Consider the following 18294-nt stretch of genomic DNA (forward strand, 5'->3'; position numbering starts at 1 on the left):
CGCCTGAGGTCTGTCAGTTTTTTCCCGATCACGCCGACTTTACCTGACAAGGGCATCGGCAGAAATACCGACACAACCTGCCGTTCAGCCCGAATAGTTGCAACCTCTTTCTCAGCGCATCCTTCAAGCGTCCTCCCGGTCATCTTGTGCTTGCCGGGATCAACGCAAACCAAGGAGAACGTCATGAAGAAGATCATTCTGGCCGCGGCAGTCCTGGCGGCCCTTACCGGTTCGGCGGGCGCCGTGTCGATCGGCAGCGGCAACGGCAACGGTAACGGCAATGTCGGCGTCGGCAACGGCAACGGCAACGGCAATGCCAACACCGGCGCCTTCAACGGCAACTTCAACGGCAACGGCAATTTCGGCATCGGCAACGGCAATGGCAACGGCAACGCCAATATGGGCGCCTTCAACGGCAACTATAACGGCAACCTCAACGCCGGCTTCGGCAACGGCAATGCCAACGGCAACGGCAATTTCGGCCTCGGCAACGGCAACCTGAACGGCAACGGGAACTGGGGCGCCGGGAACGGCAATGTCAACGGCAACGGCAACGCCGGCATCGGCAACGGCAACGGAAACGGAAACGCGAACCACTAGCGTCGCCAACCGCCGGCGTCGCCAGGCCTCGGTTTGGCAACGTCGGCGCTTCTGGGACCGCCACGCCAAGCGCCCGTCCCCCGCGCAAGGCTATCGCGACATGTCGCCGGCGGTCCCAGTCCTTTTCAAGCAAAGCCCTTTTCGAGCACGAGCCATGGAAGGAGTTCGCATATGAAATCGCATGTCACAGCGGCCTTGTGCCTAGCACTGTTGGGCGTGACCGCGGCGAAAGCCGACACCGCGACCGGCAGCCAGGCCTTCAGCATGTCGCGCGTCCAGCAAGCTACCGGCCAGTATGGCCAGCAGATCGGCTCGAATGTCAGGAGCATGAACCCGCTTGGCTTCGCGGGTAACGGCAATATCGGCTACAAGAACACAGGCAGCGGCAATATCGGCGCCTTCAACAGCGGCACCGGCAATGTCGGCGCCTTCAACGGCAACGACAACACGTCCTCGACGAGCGGCAACGGTAACATCGGCGCGCTCAACGGCAACGGCAACACCGGCCAATATAACGGTAACGGCAACATTGGCGCCGGCAACGGCAACTTCAATGGCGGGTCGTTCAACGGCAACGGCAATGTCGGCGCCTTCAACGGCAACGGCAATGGCCTGGGAAATCACCGATGACCAGTCCCCGCCCAATTGCTTGCGTCAGGCGCGGCGACCGTCGAATGAGAGAGGGGCTGTTTGGCGGCCTCGCGATCGGCGCCCTGCTTGCCGCGAACATGGTCGCCGCGGGATCGGCACTGGAACGGATCGCCGATCCTCCGATCGGTCGGCACGACGGCAATCCCATCGCCGGCGCCGTCCTTGCCGCGAACTTCAACGGCAATGGCAACAGCGGCAATTTCAATGGCAACGGCAATTCCGGCAGTTTCAACGGCAATGGCAACAGCGGCAGCTTCAACGGCAACGGCAACGCCGGTAATTTCAACGGCAATGCGAACTGCGGCAACGGCTTCGGCAATGGCTATTCGTCGGACGGCAACGGCAATGGAAAAGGCCAGACGGACGTTCCGGCCTGGTGCCGGTATCTGAAGGATCTCAACAGCCGCTTGGGGTTGCCGCCGGGCACGATCCCGGATTTCGATTAGAGTGGTTCGCGAACGGTCTGGGCGGCTTTCTGCCCGGAATTGCGTCGAACAAAGAGGTCGTGTGCCTGCAATCCCGAGTTGGGCTCAGGCCACCACCTCGACGATCGCCGTCAGGAAGCCGGCGAGATCGTCGGTGACGAAATCGACGTCGTCCTCGTTCGCCGGATCGCGCTCCCATATCTCGGAGAAGGTCGGTTCGAAATTGCGCGGCACCACCAGCACCGTCGTCATGCCGAGCGACTTCGGCACTTCGAGGTTGCGCGCCAGATCCTCGAACATCACCGCATTGTGGCCGGTGACGGAATGCAGCGCGGCGAAGCGTTCATAGGTTTGCCGCGCCGGCTTGGGGTTCAGCCCAGCCGCGACGATGTCGAAGATGTCGTCGAAATGGTCGAGTATGCCGAGCTGGCGCGCCGTGCGTTCGGCATGCTTGCGGTCGCCATTGGTGAAGATGAACTTGCGGCCGGGAAGCTGGCGGATGGCGGCGCCCAGCACCGGATCGGGCACCAGCCAGGAATAGTCGATGTCGTGCACCTTCTCGAGGAAATCGTCGGGGTCGATGTTGTGGCGCGTGATCAGCCCGTTCAGCGTCGTGCCGTATTCCAAATAGAGTTCCTTCTGCAGCTTGCGCGCATCCTCGCGCGACAGCGTCAGCAGCTCGCCGACATAGGCGGTCATCTTCACATCGATCTGTGCGAACAGATTGGAGTGATGCGGATAGAGCGTGTTGTCGAGGTCGAACACCCAGTCCGTGACGTGGGCGAAGCGGGCGGGGTCGGGCGTCGTTGTCATGATTTTCTTATGGCATGCCGGCGCCGGAGTTATCCACAACTTATGCGGGTCACGAAGTGTGAAAATGGCGTCTCACTTCAAATTTTAAACGTCTCGGAAAGGTCGCCTTTAACGCTTGCTGGCACACAAGCTCTCCGTTGGGAGCAAGTGATGAGTCGGATACTTCTGAAGTCCGCGGCCGTGGCGTTCGCTTCGGTTGCAATCTCACTTTTGTTGACGCTGATTGTGGTTCCTTCGCTGGGCTTTCCGATCGGTCGTACCGTCTGGCTGACATCGACCCTTTGCCCGTTGATGCTTGCCTGGGCCGCCAGCGCCGGCACCGTCTGGCAGGGCGAGCGCCTGCAGAATGCGCATCGCGAGCTGGCTCGCGCTCATGCCCAACTGGCCGCCGCCCACAGGCGCCTGTCGGAGAAGGCGAGCCGCGACGACATGACCGGCATGCTCAACCGCGAGACCTTCTTCGCCGCGCTTGACGGCTCGCGCCGCAAAAGCGACCGCGGCGCGCTGCTGATCATCGACGCCGACCACTTCAAGAAGATCAACGACAATTTCGGTCACCTGACCGGCGACGAAGCGCTGCTCTTGATCGCCGGCGCCATCGAACGCGGCATCCGCAGCGGCGACGTGCTCGGCCGCATCGGCGGCGAGGAGTTCGGGGCTTTCCTGGTCGGCGCCACCGAGGTCGAAGCAAAGCATGTCGCCGAACGCATCCGTCGCGAGGTCGAGCTGATACGCTTCCGCCCCGTCGATGAGCGCACCGTCCCGCTCACCGTTTCCATCGGCGGCATCACCTGCACCGAGAGCGCTACCGTATCGGAGTTGATGCGCGCCGCCGACCGCAGGCTCTACGAGGCCAAGCATCGCGGCCGCAACGTCTCGATCCTCGATCGCGACATCTCGGAAGCGGCCTGACGCTTGCCTGCAACCTCGGCGCGGTAGCAAAGTCCTAACCACGTCCATATTCAACCGTGCTAAACTTACCCGTGTAACGGGGTTTTCATTTAGTTTTGGCACGGATTTGGCCTGCTCGTCGGCATGTGTGCCGCTCAGGAACGGCATGCGTGGATCGAGGCCCCCTATCGAGAGACGTGTCATGAGCAATTTCATAAGAAACCTGTCGCGCCGCACGATCGTGCAGGCGCTGATCGCGCTGCCGGCGCTGTCGCTGTTTCGCAACCAGCCGGCGATCGTCGACGCTGACGAAATCGTCGAGATCAATGGCTGGATCCTGCGGCGGAGCGACCTCGCATGATCTTCGACAGCTACGAAGCCTATAAGCAAGCTGGCTTCAAACCGAAGGTTTGCATTCTCGGTTCCGGCCCGGCCGGCACCACCATCGCCAGGAAGCTCGGCGCCGTCGGCATACCGGTGGTCGTGCTCGAGGCCGGTTCGCGCGAATTCAGCGACGAGTCGCAGGATTTCTACCGCGGCAAGACGGTCGGCGATTTCTACTTCGACCTCGACATCACCAGGCTGCGCTTCATGGGCGGTTCGTCCAACCATTGGGCCGGCTGGTGCCGCGTTCTCGACAAGCAGGATTTCGACCCCAAGGCCTGGGCGCCGGACACCGGCTGGCCGATCAGCCGCGCCGATATCGAACCCTATCTCGGCGAAGTCCACGATATATTGGAGCTTCCGGACTTCCGTCCGGATGTGCCGGTTTCGGACGACATACGCTGGGTGCAGCTGATCAAGAGCCCGGCCGTGCGCTTCGGCGAGAAATATGCCGACGAGCTCGACGCCAGCAAGAACATCGCCGTCGTGCTCAACACCTATGCGACCGAGCTCGCCGGCGACGGCAAGCGCGTCACCGGCGCGAAACTGTGGTCGAACGGACAGGACGCCGGCACCTTCATCGCGGATTACTTCATCACCTGCACAGGCGGGCTGGAGAATTCGCGGCTGCTTTTATGGTCGAACCAGCGCTCGAATGGTGGCGTCGTGCCGAATGCGGCAGCACTTGGCCGTTACTGGATGGAGCACCCGACCTTCGAGGGCGGCAACGCCATCCTCGCCAACTACTCCGAGTTCGAGGTCGACGGTTCCAACGAAGCCTTCTTCTCGCCGACGCTGGCCGCGATGGAGCGGCTGCAGATCATGAATTTCGGCATCCGCCTGATCGAGTCGCCCTATCCGAACGTCAAGAAGCTGATCGCCGATCTGGCCTGCACGGCGCCGGACATGGCGGAGTGGATGTCCTCGAAGCTCGACCAGAAGCTGCGCTGCGCCGCCCAGCTCTACGTCGCCTGGGAACAGGCGCCGCTCGCCTCCAACCAGATCGAATTGTCCAAGACCGATGTCGACCATGCCGGCGTGCCGCGCATCGAATTGCATTGGAAGAAATCGCCGCTCGAGCGCCGCACGCTGCTCGAAGGCCTGAGGTTGTTCGGCACGACGATGGCGCAGAAGAATCTCGGCCGCGTGCGCATAGATGACTGGATCAGCAATGGCAGCGACTATCCGACCAACGAGGAGACGGCCGGCCATCATCACATGGGCGGCACCCGCATGGGCACCGATGTCTTGAAGAGCGTCGTCGACGCCAATTGCAAGGTGCACGGCATGGACAATCTCTATATCGGCGGCTCATCGGTCTTCTGCACCTCCGGCCAGTGCAATCCGACCACGACCATCACAGCGCTTGCCTGCCGCCTGGGCGACCACCTGAGCAAGGTGATTTCCGTCTGACCGCCCCGCATGAGCCCCGCGCCGGTTCATGGCGCGGGTCGAGCGGCGCAAGATCGCTGCTGCTCGAAAAGGCTTTGAGCGGCCCGGCCGCCTGTTTGACGACCGAACCGCTCTTAAGATCGATTGGGCGATAACCGACCTTAAACCGTTGCCGGATCGAGCGCCGGCCGGCCCTTGAACTGGCCGACGATGCCGGCGAGATCGGAGCCGCCGAAGGCATCGCGCAGCGCGTCGAAGGACGGCAGCACGAAATAGGCGCGCTGGAACTTGTCGATCTCGTAGCCGGTGCGCATCACCGTCTCGAGCTTGAACGGCACCTGATGCGCGTCCTTGCTCTCCACCGCGAACTGCAGCTCGGTGAAGGACGACATCAGCCCGGCGCCGAACGCCTTGACCGGCTGTCCCGGCTCCTGGATGAGGCCGTATTCGGCGCTGTACCAGTAGAGCCTGGTGATCATCTCGTCGCCGCCAAGCGCAATCACGTCCTCGGCCTTCTGGCCGTACATCTGCATGAAATCGGCGAACACCGGCTGGGTCAGGATGGGCACATGGCCGAAGAAATCGTGGAACATGTCGGGCTCGACGATGTAGTCGAGCTCTTTCCTCGTCCGCAGCCAGTTGGTGACCGGAAAGCGCCGGTTGGCGAGATGGTCGAAGAACGGTCCCGCCGGGATCAGGCCGGGCACCGCGACGATTTCCCATCCGGTCAGCCTGGCGAGCTTCTCGCTCACCGCGTCGAAATCCGGGATGCGGTCGAGCAGGCCGAGCGCGGCGACGCCGTCGAGATAGGAGCGGTGCGCCAGTTTCTGCGTCAGCCTGGTCTGGCGGTCGCAGAGCGTGCGCCACACCGCCTGCTCTTCCGATGAATAATCATATCCTTGAGCCACCGTGAAATCGCTGCGGCAGACCGAATAGTCGCCGCGAAGCCCCTGCGCCGCGCAGTCGCGGGCATAATCGGCAACGCTGATCGTCATCTTTTCCTCCTCGAAGATCGTGATCCTTGGATCGTGACGGGAAGTCTAGCGGCAGCTGGCGAGGCAAATCAGCTTTGTTGATGGATCGAACACCGGTTTCGAGGTAAAACACGCTCACCATCGGGTGAGCGAGAGTGAAAATGCCTCAGTTTGACGACTTCGAGATAAAGATGCTCGACATCCTGCAGCGCGACGGCCGCAAGCCGGTGTCGGAGTTGGCGCAGGAGATCGGCCTGTCGACCACGCCTTGCGCGCGCCGCTTCGAGGCGCTGCAGGAAACCGGCATCATTCAGGGCTTTGCCGCTGTGCTAAGCCGACGCGCCGTCGGCCTCACCGTCGAGGTTTTCGTCCAGGTCCGGCTGGTCAGCCACAGCGACGGTTCGCCGGAAAGCTTCATCGCCGCCGTACAGCGCATGGACGAGGTCTCGTCCTGCTGGACGATGACCGGCGACCACGATTTTCTGCTGCATGTCATGGTGCCGTCGGTCGACGATCTGAACGCTTTCGTCATGCACCGGCTGATGCGGCTGCCCGGCGTGCGCGACGTCCATACCCAGCTCGTGCTGCAGAACATCAAGGGCCCGGGCCACGTGCCGCTCAGCCATCTGCGGCGTTAGCGCAAATTTCAACGCACGGATTTTTCCCGAAAAGCTGCTCGGAAACTGCTGAACCGCGCCAAGGCGGCTTCGACATCGACAACTAGCACAAGCGGACCAACAAGGAGGTCCGCCCATGAACATCGTGCTGATCAATCCGCCGCACACGGCCATCGGCAGCCGCGTGCCCGACGACCATCTGCCGCCGCTCGGCCTCTTGGCGATCGGCGGTCCGCTCATCGATTCCGGCCATGAGGTACGGCTGGTCGATGCCGAGTTCGGGCCGATGCCGCTCCCAGCGCTGGTCGACGATGCCCTGCGCAACGATCCGGACTTCGTGCTGATCGGCCATTCCGGCTCGACCTCGGCGCATCCTACCGCCTTGCGCATTGCCGCGATGATCAAGGCGCGCGCGCCGGGCATCATCGTCATCTATGGCGGCGTTTTCCCGACCTATCATTGGCGCGACATCCTTGCCGAAACCTCGGTCTTCGACTTCATTGTGCGCGGCGAGGGCGAGGCGACGGTGACGGCGCTGGTCGAGGCGATCGAGATGCGCCAGCCGGTGGCGAGCGTCGCCGGCATCGCCTATCGCGACGACCTCGGCTGTGCCGTGGCCACGCAAGCCGCGATGACCATTGCCGATCTCGACGCCTATCGTGTCGGCTGGGAGCTGATCGACCACAAGCGCTACTCCTACTGGGGCGGCAAGCGCGCGGTGGTCATGCAGTTCTCGCGCGGCTGCCCGCATCTGTGCAACTATTGTGGCCAGCGCGGCTTCTGGACCCGCTGGCGCCACCGCGACCCGGTCAAATTCGCCAAGGAGATCGCCTGGCTCCATCGCGCCCACGGCGTCGAGCTGATCAATCTCGCCGACGAGAACCCGACCTCATCGAAAAAAGCCTGGCGCGCTTTTCTCGACGCCATGATCGCCGAGAACGTGCCGGTGCTGATCGTCGGCTCGACCCGCGCCGACGACATCGTGCGCGACGCCGATATTTTGCATCTCTACCGCACGGCCGGTGTCATCCGCTGGCTGCTCGGCATGGAGAACACCGACGAAGAGACGCTGTCGCTGATCCGCAAGGGCGGCAGCACGAAATCCGACCGCGAGGCGATCCGGTTGCTTCGCCGGCACGGCATCCTGTCGATGGCGACCTGGGTTGCCGGTTTCGAGGACGAAACTTTGCGCGACCTGTGGCGCGGCTTCCGCCAGCTCATCGCCTACGATCCCGACCAGATCCAGGCGCTCTATGTCACGCCGCATCGCTGGACGCCGTTCTTCCGCATCGCCCGCGACCGCATGGTGATCCAGCGCGACGTGCGCCTGTGGGACTACAAGCACCAGGTTCTGCACATGACGCGGCTGAAACCCTGGATGCTGTTCTTCGCCGTCAAGCTGATCGAAGTCGCGGTGCAGTCGCGGCCGAAGGCGCTGGCGCGCATCCTCTTCCATCCCGATCCCGAGCAGCGCCATTCGATGCGCTGGTACACCAAGATGGGCCGCCGCGTCTGGTTCCGCGAGGTGTGGGGCTTTCTTGCCAGCGACCGCCGCGTGACGGACGGGCCGACATTGGCGGAATTCTGGGGCGCGCCGCAAGATGCGGAGGAGGAATCGATGGTTGTGCGGCGGCCGGTCCGCAAGCCGGCCTTGCCTGCTATCGAAGGTCAAGCCGAGCCGGCAGAGAAAAGATTAGCCGGCTGACGATCCGTCAGGGAACGATCAGCGTGCCGGCGCCGTGCTCGGTGAACAGCTCCAGCAACACCGAATGCGGCGTCTTGCCGTTGAGGATGACGACGCCTTCGACGCCGCGCTCGATCGCCTCGATGCAGGTCTCGACCTTCGGGATCATGCCGCCCGACACGGTGCCGTCCTTGATCAGCGCCTTGGCCTCGGCCACCGTCAGTTCGTCGATCAGCTTCTTGTTTTTGTCGAGCACGCCGGGCACGTCGGTGAGGAAGAGCAGGCGCGAGGCGCGGCAGGCGCCGGCAATCGCGCCGGCAAAGGTGTCGGCGTTGATGTTGTAGGTGTGGCCGTCGCGGCCGGGCGCCACCGGCGCCAGCACCGGGATCATCTCGGAGCGGGCCAGAAGGTCGAGCAGCGTGCGGTCGACTTCGACCGGCTCGCCGACGAAGCCGAGGTCGAGCACCCGCTCGATGTTGGAATCCGGATCGATCATGGTCTTGCGCGCCTTTTCGGCGAACACCATGTTGCCGTCCTTGCCGCAGAGTCCGATCGCCCATTCGCCCTCGGCGTTGATCAGCGCCACGATCTCCTTGTTGATCGAGCCCGCCAGCACCATCTCGACGATCTCGACCGTCTTCTGGTCGGTGACGCGCAAGCCGCCCTCGAATTTGGACTCGATGCCCATCTTGGTGAGCATCGCGCCGATCTGCGGCCCGCCGCCATGCACGACGATCGGGTTGACGCCGGACTGCTTCAGAAGCGCGATGTCGCGGGCGAACGCCTTGCCGAGCTCATGGTCGCCCATGGCATGGCCGCCATACTTCACCACCACCGTCTTGTTCTCGTAGCGCTGCATATAGGGCAGCGCCCTGGAGAGCAGCGCGGCCTGCATTTCGGCGTTGGCGGCGATGTCCGTCATCGGTGTCGATCCCAGCTAGCGTGAATGGCGGCCTCTTAGCGGGAATTGCCGCGGGTCGCAAACGGCTTTGCGGTCACGAAGATGAAATCTGCTAAGTACCCAGCATGGGGATTTTGTCCGGCCGGCTATGTTTGTGTTGGCTGGCGGTGTGCCTTGGAGGTTTGCCGAAACGCCCATGCCGTCGTCATCCACGGGCGGAGCAAGGAGCGTAGCGACGCGCGCAGACCCGAGGATCCATTCCGTGACGCATGAGCGTTGCAACGGTGCAGAATTCTGCTCCGCCGCGCTCTTCGATCAAGGTCACGGAATGGATCCCAGGGTCTCCGCGACGCCGCCTCGCGGCTGCTCCGCCCAGGGATGACGAGGTTGGGAGGCTTAAGCCAATCCCCAACGTTTGCGCTGATTTCACGGTAAGGAACGGTGAAATACTGCCGGCCGATAAGCGGCAACTTTTCAAAGTCCCCGTGCTGAATCGCTAAGGCACCTTGAGCGGCGCCCGCCGCCCCAGCCATCCCGAAATCTTCTCCATCTGCGCGGCTAAGGAAAGCAGCGTCTCCTCGTCGCCAGGACGCCCCACGGCCTGGATGCCGAGCGGCAGGCCGGCCGCCGTGACATGCACCGGCAGTGCGATCGACGGCTGGCCGCTGACATTCTGGATCGCCGGCCAGTGGGTGAACCACAGGCTCTTGTCCATCAGCTGGCCGAAGAACGACTTGACCTTGAGCAGGCCGGTCAGGCGCAATTTGTCGAGCAGGTTCTCGATCAACTCGTCCGCCCCCTTCGGGTCCATCGAACCGCATTCAAGCGGCGGGTGCGCGATGATCGGCATCAGCACGGCGTCGTAGCGCGCCGTCTCTTCGATCAGCCGCCGCGACGTGGCGTGAAGCCGCTGCAGCCCCTCATAGACTTCGCCGGCCGATAGCATCTCGCCGAGCCGGGCGAGCACGCGCGTGGCGCGCTCGACCTCGCCGATGACCGGCCGTCCCAGGCGCCGAGCCTCGCCGCGCATCGTGCCCGCCACAGCGGCGGCGACCGTCTTGCAGAAGTCGGCGGCGAAATCGCGATCGATATAGGGCAGGTCGATCTCTTCCACCGTGTGCCCGCCCTCGCGCGCCAGCGCTACGGCTGTATCCAGCGCGGCAATCGTCTCGGCCGAGATCGGCAGGCCGAGCGGCGATTTCCTGTAGACGGCAAGGCTGAGCTTGCCGGGATCGCGCGCCGCGGCCGCGGCAAACGTGCCCTTCGGCGCCGGCGCCGCATAGGGCGAGAGCGGATCGGCGCCATGGGTGAGATCGAGCAGAAGTGCGGTATCGCGCACCGAGCGGCTGACGGCGTGGTCGACGACCATGCCGTACCAGCTTTCGCTGGTCAGCGGCGTCAGCGGCACCCGGCCGCGCGAGGTTTTTAAGCCCACCAGCCCACTGCAGGCCGACGGGACGCGGATCGAGCCGCCGCCGTCGGAGGCGTGCGCCGCCGGCACCACGCCGGCCGCCACCAAGGCTGCGGCGCCACCGGACGAGCCGCCGGTGGTGTGGCCGGTGTTCCACGGGCTGCGGGTGATGCCGAAGCGGGCCGACTCCGTCATCAGCCTGAGCCCGTGCTCGGGCGTGGTGCTGGTGGCGATCGGGATCAAGCCGGCGGCGAGATGGCGCTCGACCATCACCGAATTGAAATCGGCGCTGAAAGGCGGGATGCGGCTGCCGCCATGGATCGGCATGCCCTTGAGGCCGATGCCGAGATCCTTCAGCGCAAACGGTACGCCGGCGAGTGGCAGCGTGCGGTCGATCGTCCTGGCTCTCGCCCGCGCCGTCTCGTAAAGCGGTGTCGCTATGGCGTTGATGTCCGGCCGCGTCGCCTCGGCCCGCGCGATCGCCGCGTCGACCAGCTCTTGCGGCGCAATTTCGCCGCGATGCACCAGATCGGCGAGGCCGGTCGCATCCTGTTCCCAAAGCACGCGCTCGATCGACATGGCCGCTCCCCTTTTTGGAAAAGGCTAGAGCAATTCCAGGAAAAGTGTGAGCGGTTTTCCGTCCGGAATTGCGTCGAAACAAAGAGATAGAGCGGTTCGCCGTTTCCGTGAAACGGTTAAACGCTCTAGCGGCCGGTGTGCTTGGCAACGCCGATGCGGGCGTGCGAGGCGATCGATCCGCGATCGTCGATGGCCGCCTTTCGTGGACAACCTCGGCTGCCGGTTGCAAATCAATCGCAATCTTCTAATTTGCCGCTATGGCGCCGCAGGACATCAGCAAGCTGATCGTCCGGACTTCGATGAAGGACCGGGCTGCGTTCGATCTGCTCTACAAGCAGACCAGCTCGAAACTTTTTGGCGTCTGCCTTCGTGTATTGAAGGACCGGGGAGACGCGGAAGAAGCGCTGCAGGAGGTCTTCGTCAAGATATGGACGAAGGCCGACCGTTTCGCGGTTTCCGAACTGAGCCCGATTTCCTGGCTGGTGGCCATTGCACGCAACCATGCGATCGATCGCATACGGGCGCGGCGCAGCCCGTCTGCCAACATCGATACGGCCCTCGACGTCGCCGATCCGACGCCGGGACCTGAGGCCATGGCTGTGGCGGGCGGCGAGTCCGAACGCATCTACCATTGCCTCGACGAACTGGAACAAGACCGGGCGGCGGCCGTCCGGGGCGCCTATCTGAGCGGCGAAAGCTATGCCGAGCTGGCGGAGCGCTTCAAGGTTCCGCTGAACACGATGCGGACTTGGCTGCGGCGAAGCCTGCTGAAACTTAGAGAATGTCTGGAAAGATGACGCTGGCGGAAGACAACGGACCGGAACGTGGAGGCGACGACCTGCTCGCCGCCGAATACGTTCTCGGCGTGCTCGCCGCCGACGAACGCCAGATCGCGTCCCGCCGCATCGACACCGAGACGGGCTTTGCCCGGCTGGTCGATGCCTGGGAGGTCCATTTCGCGCCGATGGCCGCCGGTTATGCCGCGGTCGAGCCGCCGGCATCGGTCAAGGTGGCGATCGACCGCCGGCTGTTTGCCTCTTCCGCCGCCACGTCCGGCTCGCAGGGCAGCGGTGTATGGGCGAGCCTCGCTTTCTGGCGTGGCCTTGCCGCAGCTGCGATTGCCGCTTTGGCCGTCTATGTCGCCCTGCCTTACGTCAATCCGCCGGCGCCGCAGCCCGAGACCAGGCTGGTCGCCTCGCTGGCCGCCGACAACAGCCCCGTCAAATACCTTGCCGTCTATGACGCTGCCCGCCACGAGGTCGGCCTCTCGCTGGTCTCCGGCGACCGCGGCGCCGGCAAGGATTTCGAGCTGTGGATGATCGAGGGCAAGAACGCGCCGGTCTCGATGGGCGTGATCCCGGCCGGCCAGGCCGTGCGCATGGCCGTTGCGCCGGCCGTCCAGCAGAAGCTGGCGCAGGGCGCCGTGCTCGCCGTCAGCCTCGAGCCGACCGGCGGCTCGCCAACCGGACAGCCGACCGGCCCGGTCGTCGCCGCGGGCGATCTGAAGGGCATCTGATAGCCCTTTAGCCATCTGAAAGATTAGCCGAAGTCTATATATTCGTTTGGTGCGAGACGGATGGTTTTCGTGCGCCGAATTGCAGCTTGCAGAAAAATCAGCTCCACAAAAAGAAATCTTTGCGGCCGCGCGAAACTTAGTTTTTTAGGAGCCGTATCTCCTCGCGTTCCCAAGGACGGGAAAATCAACCCGAGGAGACTGACACCATGCGTAAACTCGCCACCCTTTTGCTCGCCTCTGCTATCGGCTTTTCCGCGCTCGGCGCCATTGCCTATGCCAATCCGATGGTCGGCGGCGCGCCGATGTATGCCAAGAAGAACATCATCGAGAACGCCGTCAATTCGAAGGACCACACCACGCTGGTCGCCGCCGTCAAGGCCGCCGGGCTGGTCGACACGCTGCAGGGCGCCGGCCCCTTCACCGTCTTCGCGCCGACCAATGAGGCCTTTGCCGCCCTGCCGCCGGGCACCGTCGAAACGCTGCTCAAGCCCGAGAACAAGGACAAGCTGACCAAGATCCTCACCTGCCATGTCATCGCCGCCAAGGCGCTGGCCGCCGATGTCGCCAAGATGGCCAAGGCCGATGGCGGCGCGCACCAGGTCAAGACGGTCGGCGGCTGCGAACTGACGCTGAAGGCCAAGGGCGGCAAGGTCACCGTCACCGACGAGAACGGCAATGTCGCGCATGTCACCATCGCCGATGTCCGCCAGTCGAACGGCGTCATCCACGTCATCGACAAGGTTCTCTTGCCGAAGATGTAACAAAGCGGGCGCGGCCGGCGAAGTCATGGCTGAGCGCCGGCCGCAACATTCAAGATCCGCGCCGCCGGCAAGGGTGTGCTCCGCGCCGTCCCGCAAGGGCGGCGCGGAGCAGCATCCGGAGCAGGTCCGGGACGGATTTCAAGACCGGGAATTGCTTCAGACAAAGAGACAAGGCCGTCACCGGCTTTTGATTTCCTTGGTGGCGCCCTATTTTGGCAAAAGACGTCAGGAGGAACGGCCATGAACCGTCGTGACATTCTCTGGAGCGGAGCCGCCGCCGCCGCTCTCATCGCCGGATCCGGCGCGATGCTGCGCATGGGCGGGCCGGGGCCGGCTTTGGCCGCCGAGACCTTCGAGGTCACCAAGACCGATGCCGAATGGCACGCCATCCTGTCCGACGAGGCCTTCGACGTGCTGCGCAAGCAAGGTACCGAATATCCCGGCACCAGCCCGTTGCTCAACGAACATCGCAAGGGCGTCTTCGCCTGCGCCGGCTGCGACCTGCCGGTCTATCCGTCCGAGACCAAGTTCGATTCGGGCACCGGATGGCCGAGCTTCTGGCAGGAGATCCCCAAGGCCATCGGCGAGACCGTCGACCGCTCGCTCGGCATGACCCGCACCGAGGTGCATTGCCGCCGCTGCGGTGGCCATCTCGGCCACGTCTTCGACGACGGCCCGCCGCCCACCGGCCTGCGCCACTGCATCAACGGCGTGGCGCTGAGCTTCAAGCCGGCGGCGGCCTGATCGGTATCCGACCTCTCCAAAAAGAATGACCCCGGAAATCGTCGCCGATTCCGGGGTCACGCGTGAGGATGCCAGGCGGGGGTTCCGGCTCCTCAATGGCCTCCGCCGCCACCACCGCCCTGCTGGGCCGGCTTGTTGATGAACAGCACGAAGAATCCGAGCGAGGCGAACAGAACCGTCAGCATCATGAACACGTCCATGAAGGACAGCAGCGCCGCTTGCTGCTGGACCATGCCCGACAGTTTCGAAATCGCCGCGGTCGTGGCGTCGAGCCCGGCGGTCTGCTGGAAATTCTGCTCCAGATTCTGCAGTTTCGTCTGCGCCGCCGCACTGCCCCACTGCACATGCTCGGCCAGCCGCGCATAGTGGAAGGCATTGCGGTCGATCAGCACCGTGTTGATCACGGCGAGGCCGACGGCGCCGCCGAGGTTGCGGGTCAGGTTGAACAGGCCCGACGCGTTCTTCAGCCGGTCCGGCGGCAAGGTGCCGAGCGCGATGTTGTTGATCGGCACCATGCACAGCATCATCGAACAGCCGCGCAGGATCTGCGGGATCAACAGCTCGTAGAAATCCCAGTCGGCGGTGAGATGCGTCATCCACCAGGTGCCGGTCGCGAAGCCGAAGAAGCCGATCATCATCATCAGCCTGAGATCGATCTTGTTCGACAGGATGCCGGCAACCGGCGCGGTGAAGAACATCGCCAGGCCGCTGACGAACAGCGCCTCGCCGATCATCATCGAATCGTAGCCGCGGATGCGCCCCAGGAACACCGGATAGAGATAGGTGAGCCCGTAAAGGCCGATGCCGACGACGAAGGAGAACAGCGAGCCGAAAGCGAAGTTGACGTTGCTGAACGCTCTGAGGTCGACGATCGGCTCCTCGGCGGTAAACACTCGCCAGAAGAAGATGACGCCGCCGATGGTCATGATGATGGCGCAGGCGAACACCGCCGGCTCCTGCAGCCAGTCATGGTTCGGGCCTTCCTCCAGCACATATTCCATGCAGCCAAGGAAAGCGGCCATGCCGGCCAGGCCCCACCAGTCGAACTTCGAGAACAGCTTGAGGTTCGGCTTGTCGAAATCGATCAGCGCCCAGGCGGCGGTGGCGACAAGGATGCCCGGCACGACATTGATCAGGAACAGCCAGTGCCAGGACATGGCGTGGCTGATATAGCCGCCGACGGTCGGGCCGATTGTCGGCGCCAGCGTCGCCACCAGGCCGATCATCGGCGAGACGACGGCGCGCTTGGAAGGCGGGAAGATGGTGAAGGCGGCCGCGAAGACGCTGGGGATCATGCCGCCGCCGATAAAACCCTGGATGGCGCGGTAGACGATCATCTGGTCGATATTGGTGGCGGTCGCGGCCAGCGCGCTGGCCGCGGTGAAGCCGGCCGCCGCGGTGGTGAACAAGACGCGCGTCGACAGCATGCGGCTGAGGAAGCCCGACAGAGGGATCATCACCACTTCGGCGATCAGATAGGCGGTCTGCACCCACGGGATTTCGTCGGAGCTGGCCGAAAGGCCCGCCTGGATCTCGGCAAGCGAGGCTGAGACGATCTGGATGTCGAGGATCGCCATGAACATGCCGAACACCATCGCCAGGAAGGCGATGACGCGGCGCACCGGCATCTGGTCGGCGGGGAGCGCCGGTGCTGCGGCCACTGGGCGAGCCGGCCCTGATCCTGCGGTGATGGTTGCGGTTGCCATGTCATGGCCTCCCAAAACAATTCCAGGAAAGCGTCAGCGGTCCGGAATTGCGTCGAAACGGATAAAGCGGGCTGGACGGCTCAGCGCTCAATCGGCCACTGAGCCGTCCCCCCAGGTGTTTAGTTGGTGGTCGCGGCAGGCGCGGTGCGGCTGTCGGCGGCGACGACGACGCTGAGGCCCGCGCGCAGCTTGCCCGTCTTCAACACGTCGGCCGGCACGTCGATGCGGACCGGAACGCGCTGCACCACCTTGGTGAAGTTGCCGGTGGCGTTTTCCGGCGGCAACAGCGAGAACACCGCGCCCGAAGCCGGCGCCAGCGAAGATACAGTGCCTTCGAAGGTCTGGCCGTCGATGGCGTCGACGGTGATGCGCACCTTCTCGCCGGCCACCAGATGGCCGAGCTGCGTCTCCTTGAAGTTGCCGACGATGTAGAGCTTGTCCATCGGCACGACGACGGCGAGCTTCTGTCCGGGGCTGACGAGGTCGCCCTGCTCGACCGAGCGGTTGCCGACTACGCCGTCATAGGGCGCCTTGAGCACGGTGAAGGACAGGTCGCGGGCGGCCTTGTCGCGGGTCAGCTGCAGCGAGGCCAGCGTCGAGGCCGATTCCGCGCGCTGGGCTTCCAGCACGCCGATATTGGCCTGGGCAGCGGTGATCTGCGCGTCGGCGCCGACAAGTGCTGCATTGGCCTGGTCCAGCGCGGTCTGGGCGTCGTCGAGCTGGGCCTGCGTGCCGACATGGGTCTTCAGGAGCTGCGCGGCGCGCACCTGGGCGCGGCCGGCATTGTCGGCGGCGGCCTGGTCGGCGACCTTCGAGGCCTTGGCCTGAGCCAGCGAGGCCTCGGCGGCCTTGGTCTGCGCATCGATGCGGTCGAGCGTCTTTGCCAGAGTGGCGATCTGCGCCTCGGCCTGGCCGACGGCGATCTTGTAGTCGCCGTCATCGATCAGGAACAGCGGATCGCCGGCCTTGACCTGCTGGTTCTCGCTCACCAGCACCTTGGCGATATAGCCCGAGATCTTCGGCGAAACGAACGACATGTCGGCCTGGACATAGGCGTCGTCCGTCGAGATCATGAAACGGCCGTCGGTCCAGTAATTATAGCCGTAATAGGCGCCGGCGCCGAGCAGCGCGAGGCCGATGACCGGCAACAGGAAAGAGCGCACGGAGCGCTTCTTCTTGGCCGGGGCTTCGGCGGCGGGCGCCTCGACCGGAGCGGCGGGCTGGATGGGCGTTTCCGGGGCTTCGGTCGAGGGCTGGACCTTGGCGTTTGGAAACGTGCGGACTTCGGCGGTGGCGGGCGCGTTCGAGGACATGGTAATCTCTCTAGGATTGTCAGTCAGACTGAACCGTTCGGTTCGAATTGGTGATTGACATAGCGCGGAAAGAGGCCCATATCAAGAGGAAATCGAACCGAGTGGTTCGAATTATTTTCTAGGGATTAACGTCCATGGTCGACACGACAGCCGATAGCGATCTGCTCGACTTGCGCAAGGGCCGCCCAGCGGCCGGGCAGGATCCGATGAAGCGCGCCCAGATCATCGAGGGCGCTCGCCGCGTCTTTATAGACAAGGGGTTCGAGGCGGCCTCGATGAACGATATCACCCGCGAGGCCGGTGTTTCGAAGGGCACGATCTACGTCTATTTCGAAAACAAGGAAGAGCTGTTCGAAGCTCTCATCGAGGAAGAGCGCGGCACCATCTTCAAGAACCTGTATGAGGTGCTCGATCACTTCGACGACCTGCGCAAGACGCTGGTCAAGTTCGGCATGGCGCTTTCGGTCAAGATCACCTCGGCCAGGGTCATCCAGGCGCAGCGCACCGTGGTCGGTGCCGCAGACCGGATTCCTGAGCTTGGCGCGCGCTTCTACGAGCGCGGCCCCAAGCGCGGCCACGACAGGATGATGGTTTTCCTGAACGAGGCCGTCTCGCGCGGCCTGCTTACTATCGATGATGTCGATCTCGCCGCCTACCAGTTCACCGAACTCTGCCTCGCCGGCCTGTTCCGCCAGTGCATCTTTTCGTACCGCACCAAGGCGCCGAGCCAGTCCGAGATCGAGAAGGTCGTGCGCTCCGGCGTCGATGTGTTCCTGAAGGCCTACGGCAGCGAGCAGCTCTTCGCCGAGGAGCGGGCGTCGCAGCTGGCCTGACGCCCCCGAACGCGTTTTCCGGTAGCCGTAACAAAAGCGCGCCCCGAGAGTTGCGGCGCGCTTTTGGCGCGCCTCCGATTCAAGTTTCTTCTGACGAAA

The 18294-nt window shown here is 63.9% G+C and carries 19 protein-coding genes; 13 read left to right on the plus strand and 6 right to left on the minus strand.

Features of this window, described 5'->3' with window-relative positions:
* Positions 1-183 precede the first annotated feature (183 nt).
* The 3 genes from FJ988_RS10945 to FJ988_RS10955 all read left to right on the plus strand — a co-directional run bounded on the left by FJ988_RS10945 (position 184) and on the right by FJ988_RS10955 (position 1697).
* Positions 184-600: a hypothetical protein gene (locus tag FJ988_RS10945; protein ID WP_181183500.1), complete on the plus strand. Its 417-nt coding sequence runs from the start codon at positions 184-186 to the stop codon at positions 598-600.
* Positions 601-771: 171 nt separating this feature from the next.
* A complete protein-coding gene (locus FJ988_RS10950) occupies positions 772-1230 on the plus strand; it encodes a hypothetical protein (protein ID WP_140817369.1) in 459 nt (152 codons plus the stop codon).
* 44 nt (positions 1231-1274) lie between these two features.
* The gene (locus tag FJ988_RS10955) at positions 1275-1697 is read left to right on the plus strand and encodes a hypothetical protein (protein WP_140817371.1); all 423 of its coding nucleotides are present in this window, start codon (positions 1275-1277) and stop codon (positions 1695-1697) included.
* Positions 1698-1781: 84 nt separating this feature from the next.
* Here the strand turns inward: FJ988_RS10955 and FJ988_RS10960 are convergent, their stop codons facing one another.
* The gene (locus FJ988_RS10960) at positions 1782-2489 is read right to left on the minus strand and encodes a pyrimidine 5'-nucleotidase (protein ID WP_140817373.1); all 708 of its coding nucleotides are present in this window, start codon (positions 2487-2489) and stop codon (positions 1782-1784) included.
* Between the two features lie 150 nt (positions 2490-2639).
* On the opposite strand from FJ988_RS10960, the gene FJ988_RS10965 reads away from it, so the two are divergent.
* The 3 genes from FJ988_RS10965 (at position 2640) to FJ988_RS10970 (ending at position 5177) form a co-directional block, all read left to right on the plus strand.
* Entirely contained in the window at positions 2640-3401 is a 762-nt protein-coding gene (locus tag FJ988_RS10965) for a GGDEF domain-containing protein (protein ID WP_140817375.1), read from the plus strand.
* Between the two features lie 181 nt (positions 3402-3582).
* Entirely contained in the window at positions 3583-3741 is a 159-nt protein-coding gene (locus FJ988_RS30805; protein WP_181183501.1) for a hypothetical protein, read from the plus strand.
* Positions 3738-5177 carry a GMC oxidoreductase gene (locus FJ988_RS10970; RefSeq protein WP_140817377.1) on the plus strand — a complete coding sequence of 480 codons (1440 nt, stop codon included), beginning with the start codon at positions 3738-3740 and terminating at the stop codon, positions 5175-5177. The genes FJ988_RS30805 and FJ988_RS10970 overlap by 4 nt, the downstream gene beginning before the upstream one ends.
* Positions 5178-5317: 140 nt before the next feature.
* On the opposite strand, the gene phhA is transcribed toward FJ988_RS10970, so the two are convergent.
* Entirely contained in the window at positions 5318-6151 is an 834-nt protein-coding gene (gene phhA, locus FJ988_RS10975) for a phenylalanine 4-monooxygenase (protein WP_140817379.1), read from the minus strand.
* A gap of 140 nt (positions 6152-6291) precedes the next feature.
* Here phhA and FJ988_RS10980 point away from each other — a divergent pair, with 140 nt between their 5' ends.
* Positions 6292-6768 (plus strand): Lrp/AsnC family transcriptional regulator, encoded by a 477-nt coding sequence (locus FJ988_RS10980; protein WP_140817382.1) that lies wholly within the window; start codon positions 6292-6294, stop codon positions 6766-6768.
* Positions 6769-6883: 115 nt separating this feature from the next.
* On the plus strand, positions 6884-8452 hold the full coding sequence (gene bchE / locus FJ988_RS10985; protein ID WP_140817384.1) for a magnesium-protoporphyrin IX monomethyl ester anaerobic oxidative cyclase: 1569 nt from the start codon (positions 6884-6886) through the stop codon (positions 8450-8452).
* A gap of 7 nt (positions 8453-8459) precedes the next feature.
* Here bchE and argB read toward each other — a convergent pair whose 3' ends face one another.
* Positions 8460-9353 carry an acetylglutamate kinase gene (gene argB / locus FJ988_RS10990; RefSeq protein WP_140817387.1) on the minus strand — a complete coding sequence of 298 codons (894 nt, stop codon included), beginning with the start codon at positions 9351-9353 and terminating at the stop codon, positions 8460-8462.
* A gap of 475 nt (positions 9354-9828) precedes the next feature.
* On the minus strand, positions 9829-11322 hold the full coding sequence (locus FJ988_RS10995) for an amidase (protein WP_140817389.1): 1494 nt from the start codon (positions 11320-11322) through the stop codon (positions 9829-9831).
* Positions 11323-11579: 257 nt separating this feature from the next.
* Here FJ988_RS10995 and FJ988_RS11000 point away from each other — a divergent pair, with 257 nt between their 5' ends.
* The 4 genes from FJ988_RS11000 (at position 11580) to msrB (ending at position 14343) form a co-directional block, all read left to right on the plus strand.
* Entirely contained in the window at positions 11580-12119 is a 540-nt protein-coding gene (locus tag FJ988_RS11000) for a sigma-70 family RNA polymerase sigma factor (RefSeq protein WP_140817391.1), read from the plus strand.
* On the plus strand, positions 12116-12838 hold the full coding sequence (locus tag FJ988_RS11005; RefSeq protein WP_140817820.1) for an anti-sigma factor domain-containing protein: 723 nt from the start codon (positions 12116-12118) through the stop codon (positions 12836-12838). The genes FJ988_RS11000 and FJ988_RS11005 overlap by 4 nt, the downstream gene beginning before the upstream one ends.
* A 206-nt stretch (positions 12839-13044) precedes the next feature.
* Entirely contained in the window at positions 13045-13599 is a 555-nt protein-coding gene (locus FJ988_RS11010; protein WP_140817394.1) for a fasciclin domain-containing protein, read from the plus strand.
* Between the two features lie 240 nt (positions 13600-13839).
* Positions 13840-14343 carry a peptide-methionine (R)-S-oxide reductase MsrB gene (msrB, locus tag FJ988_RS11015; RefSeq protein ID WP_140817396.1) on the plus strand — a complete coding sequence of 168 codons (504 nt, stop codon included), beginning with the start codon at positions 13840-13842 and terminating at the stop codon, positions 14341-14343.
* Positions 14344-14435: 92 nt separating this feature from the next.
* On the opposite strand, the gene FJ988_RS11020 is transcribed toward msrB, so the two are convergent.
* The gene (locus tag FJ988_RS11020; RefSeq protein WP_140817399.1) at positions 14436-16049 is read right to left on the minus strand and encodes a DHA2 family efflux MFS transporter permease subunit; all 1614 of its coding nucleotides are present in this window, start codon (positions 16047-16049) and stop codon (positions 14436-14438) included.
* Between the two features lie 119 nt (positions 16050-16168).
* Positions 16169-17362 carry an HlyD family secretion protein gene (locus tag FJ988_RS11025; protein ID WP_140817401.1) on the minus strand — a complete coding sequence of 398 codons (1194 nt, stop codon included), beginning with the start codon at positions 17360-17362 and terminating at the stop codon, positions 16169-16171.
* Between the two features lie 134 nt (positions 17363-17496).
* Here FJ988_RS11025 and FJ988_RS11030 point away from each other — a divergent pair, with 134 nt between their 5' ends.
* Positions 17497-18195 (plus strand): TetR/AcrR family transcriptional regulator, encoded by a 699-nt coding sequence (locus FJ988_RS11030; RefSeq protein ID WP_140817403.1) that lies wholly within the window; start codon positions 17497-17499, stop codon positions 18193-18195.
* The last annotated feature ends 99 nt before the right edge of the window (positions 18196-18294 follow it).

This window comes from Mesorhizobium sp. CU3 (assembly GCF_006442965.1).
GTDB lineage: Bacteria > Pseudomonadota > Alphaproteobacteria > Rhizobiales > Rhizobiaceae > Mesorhizobium.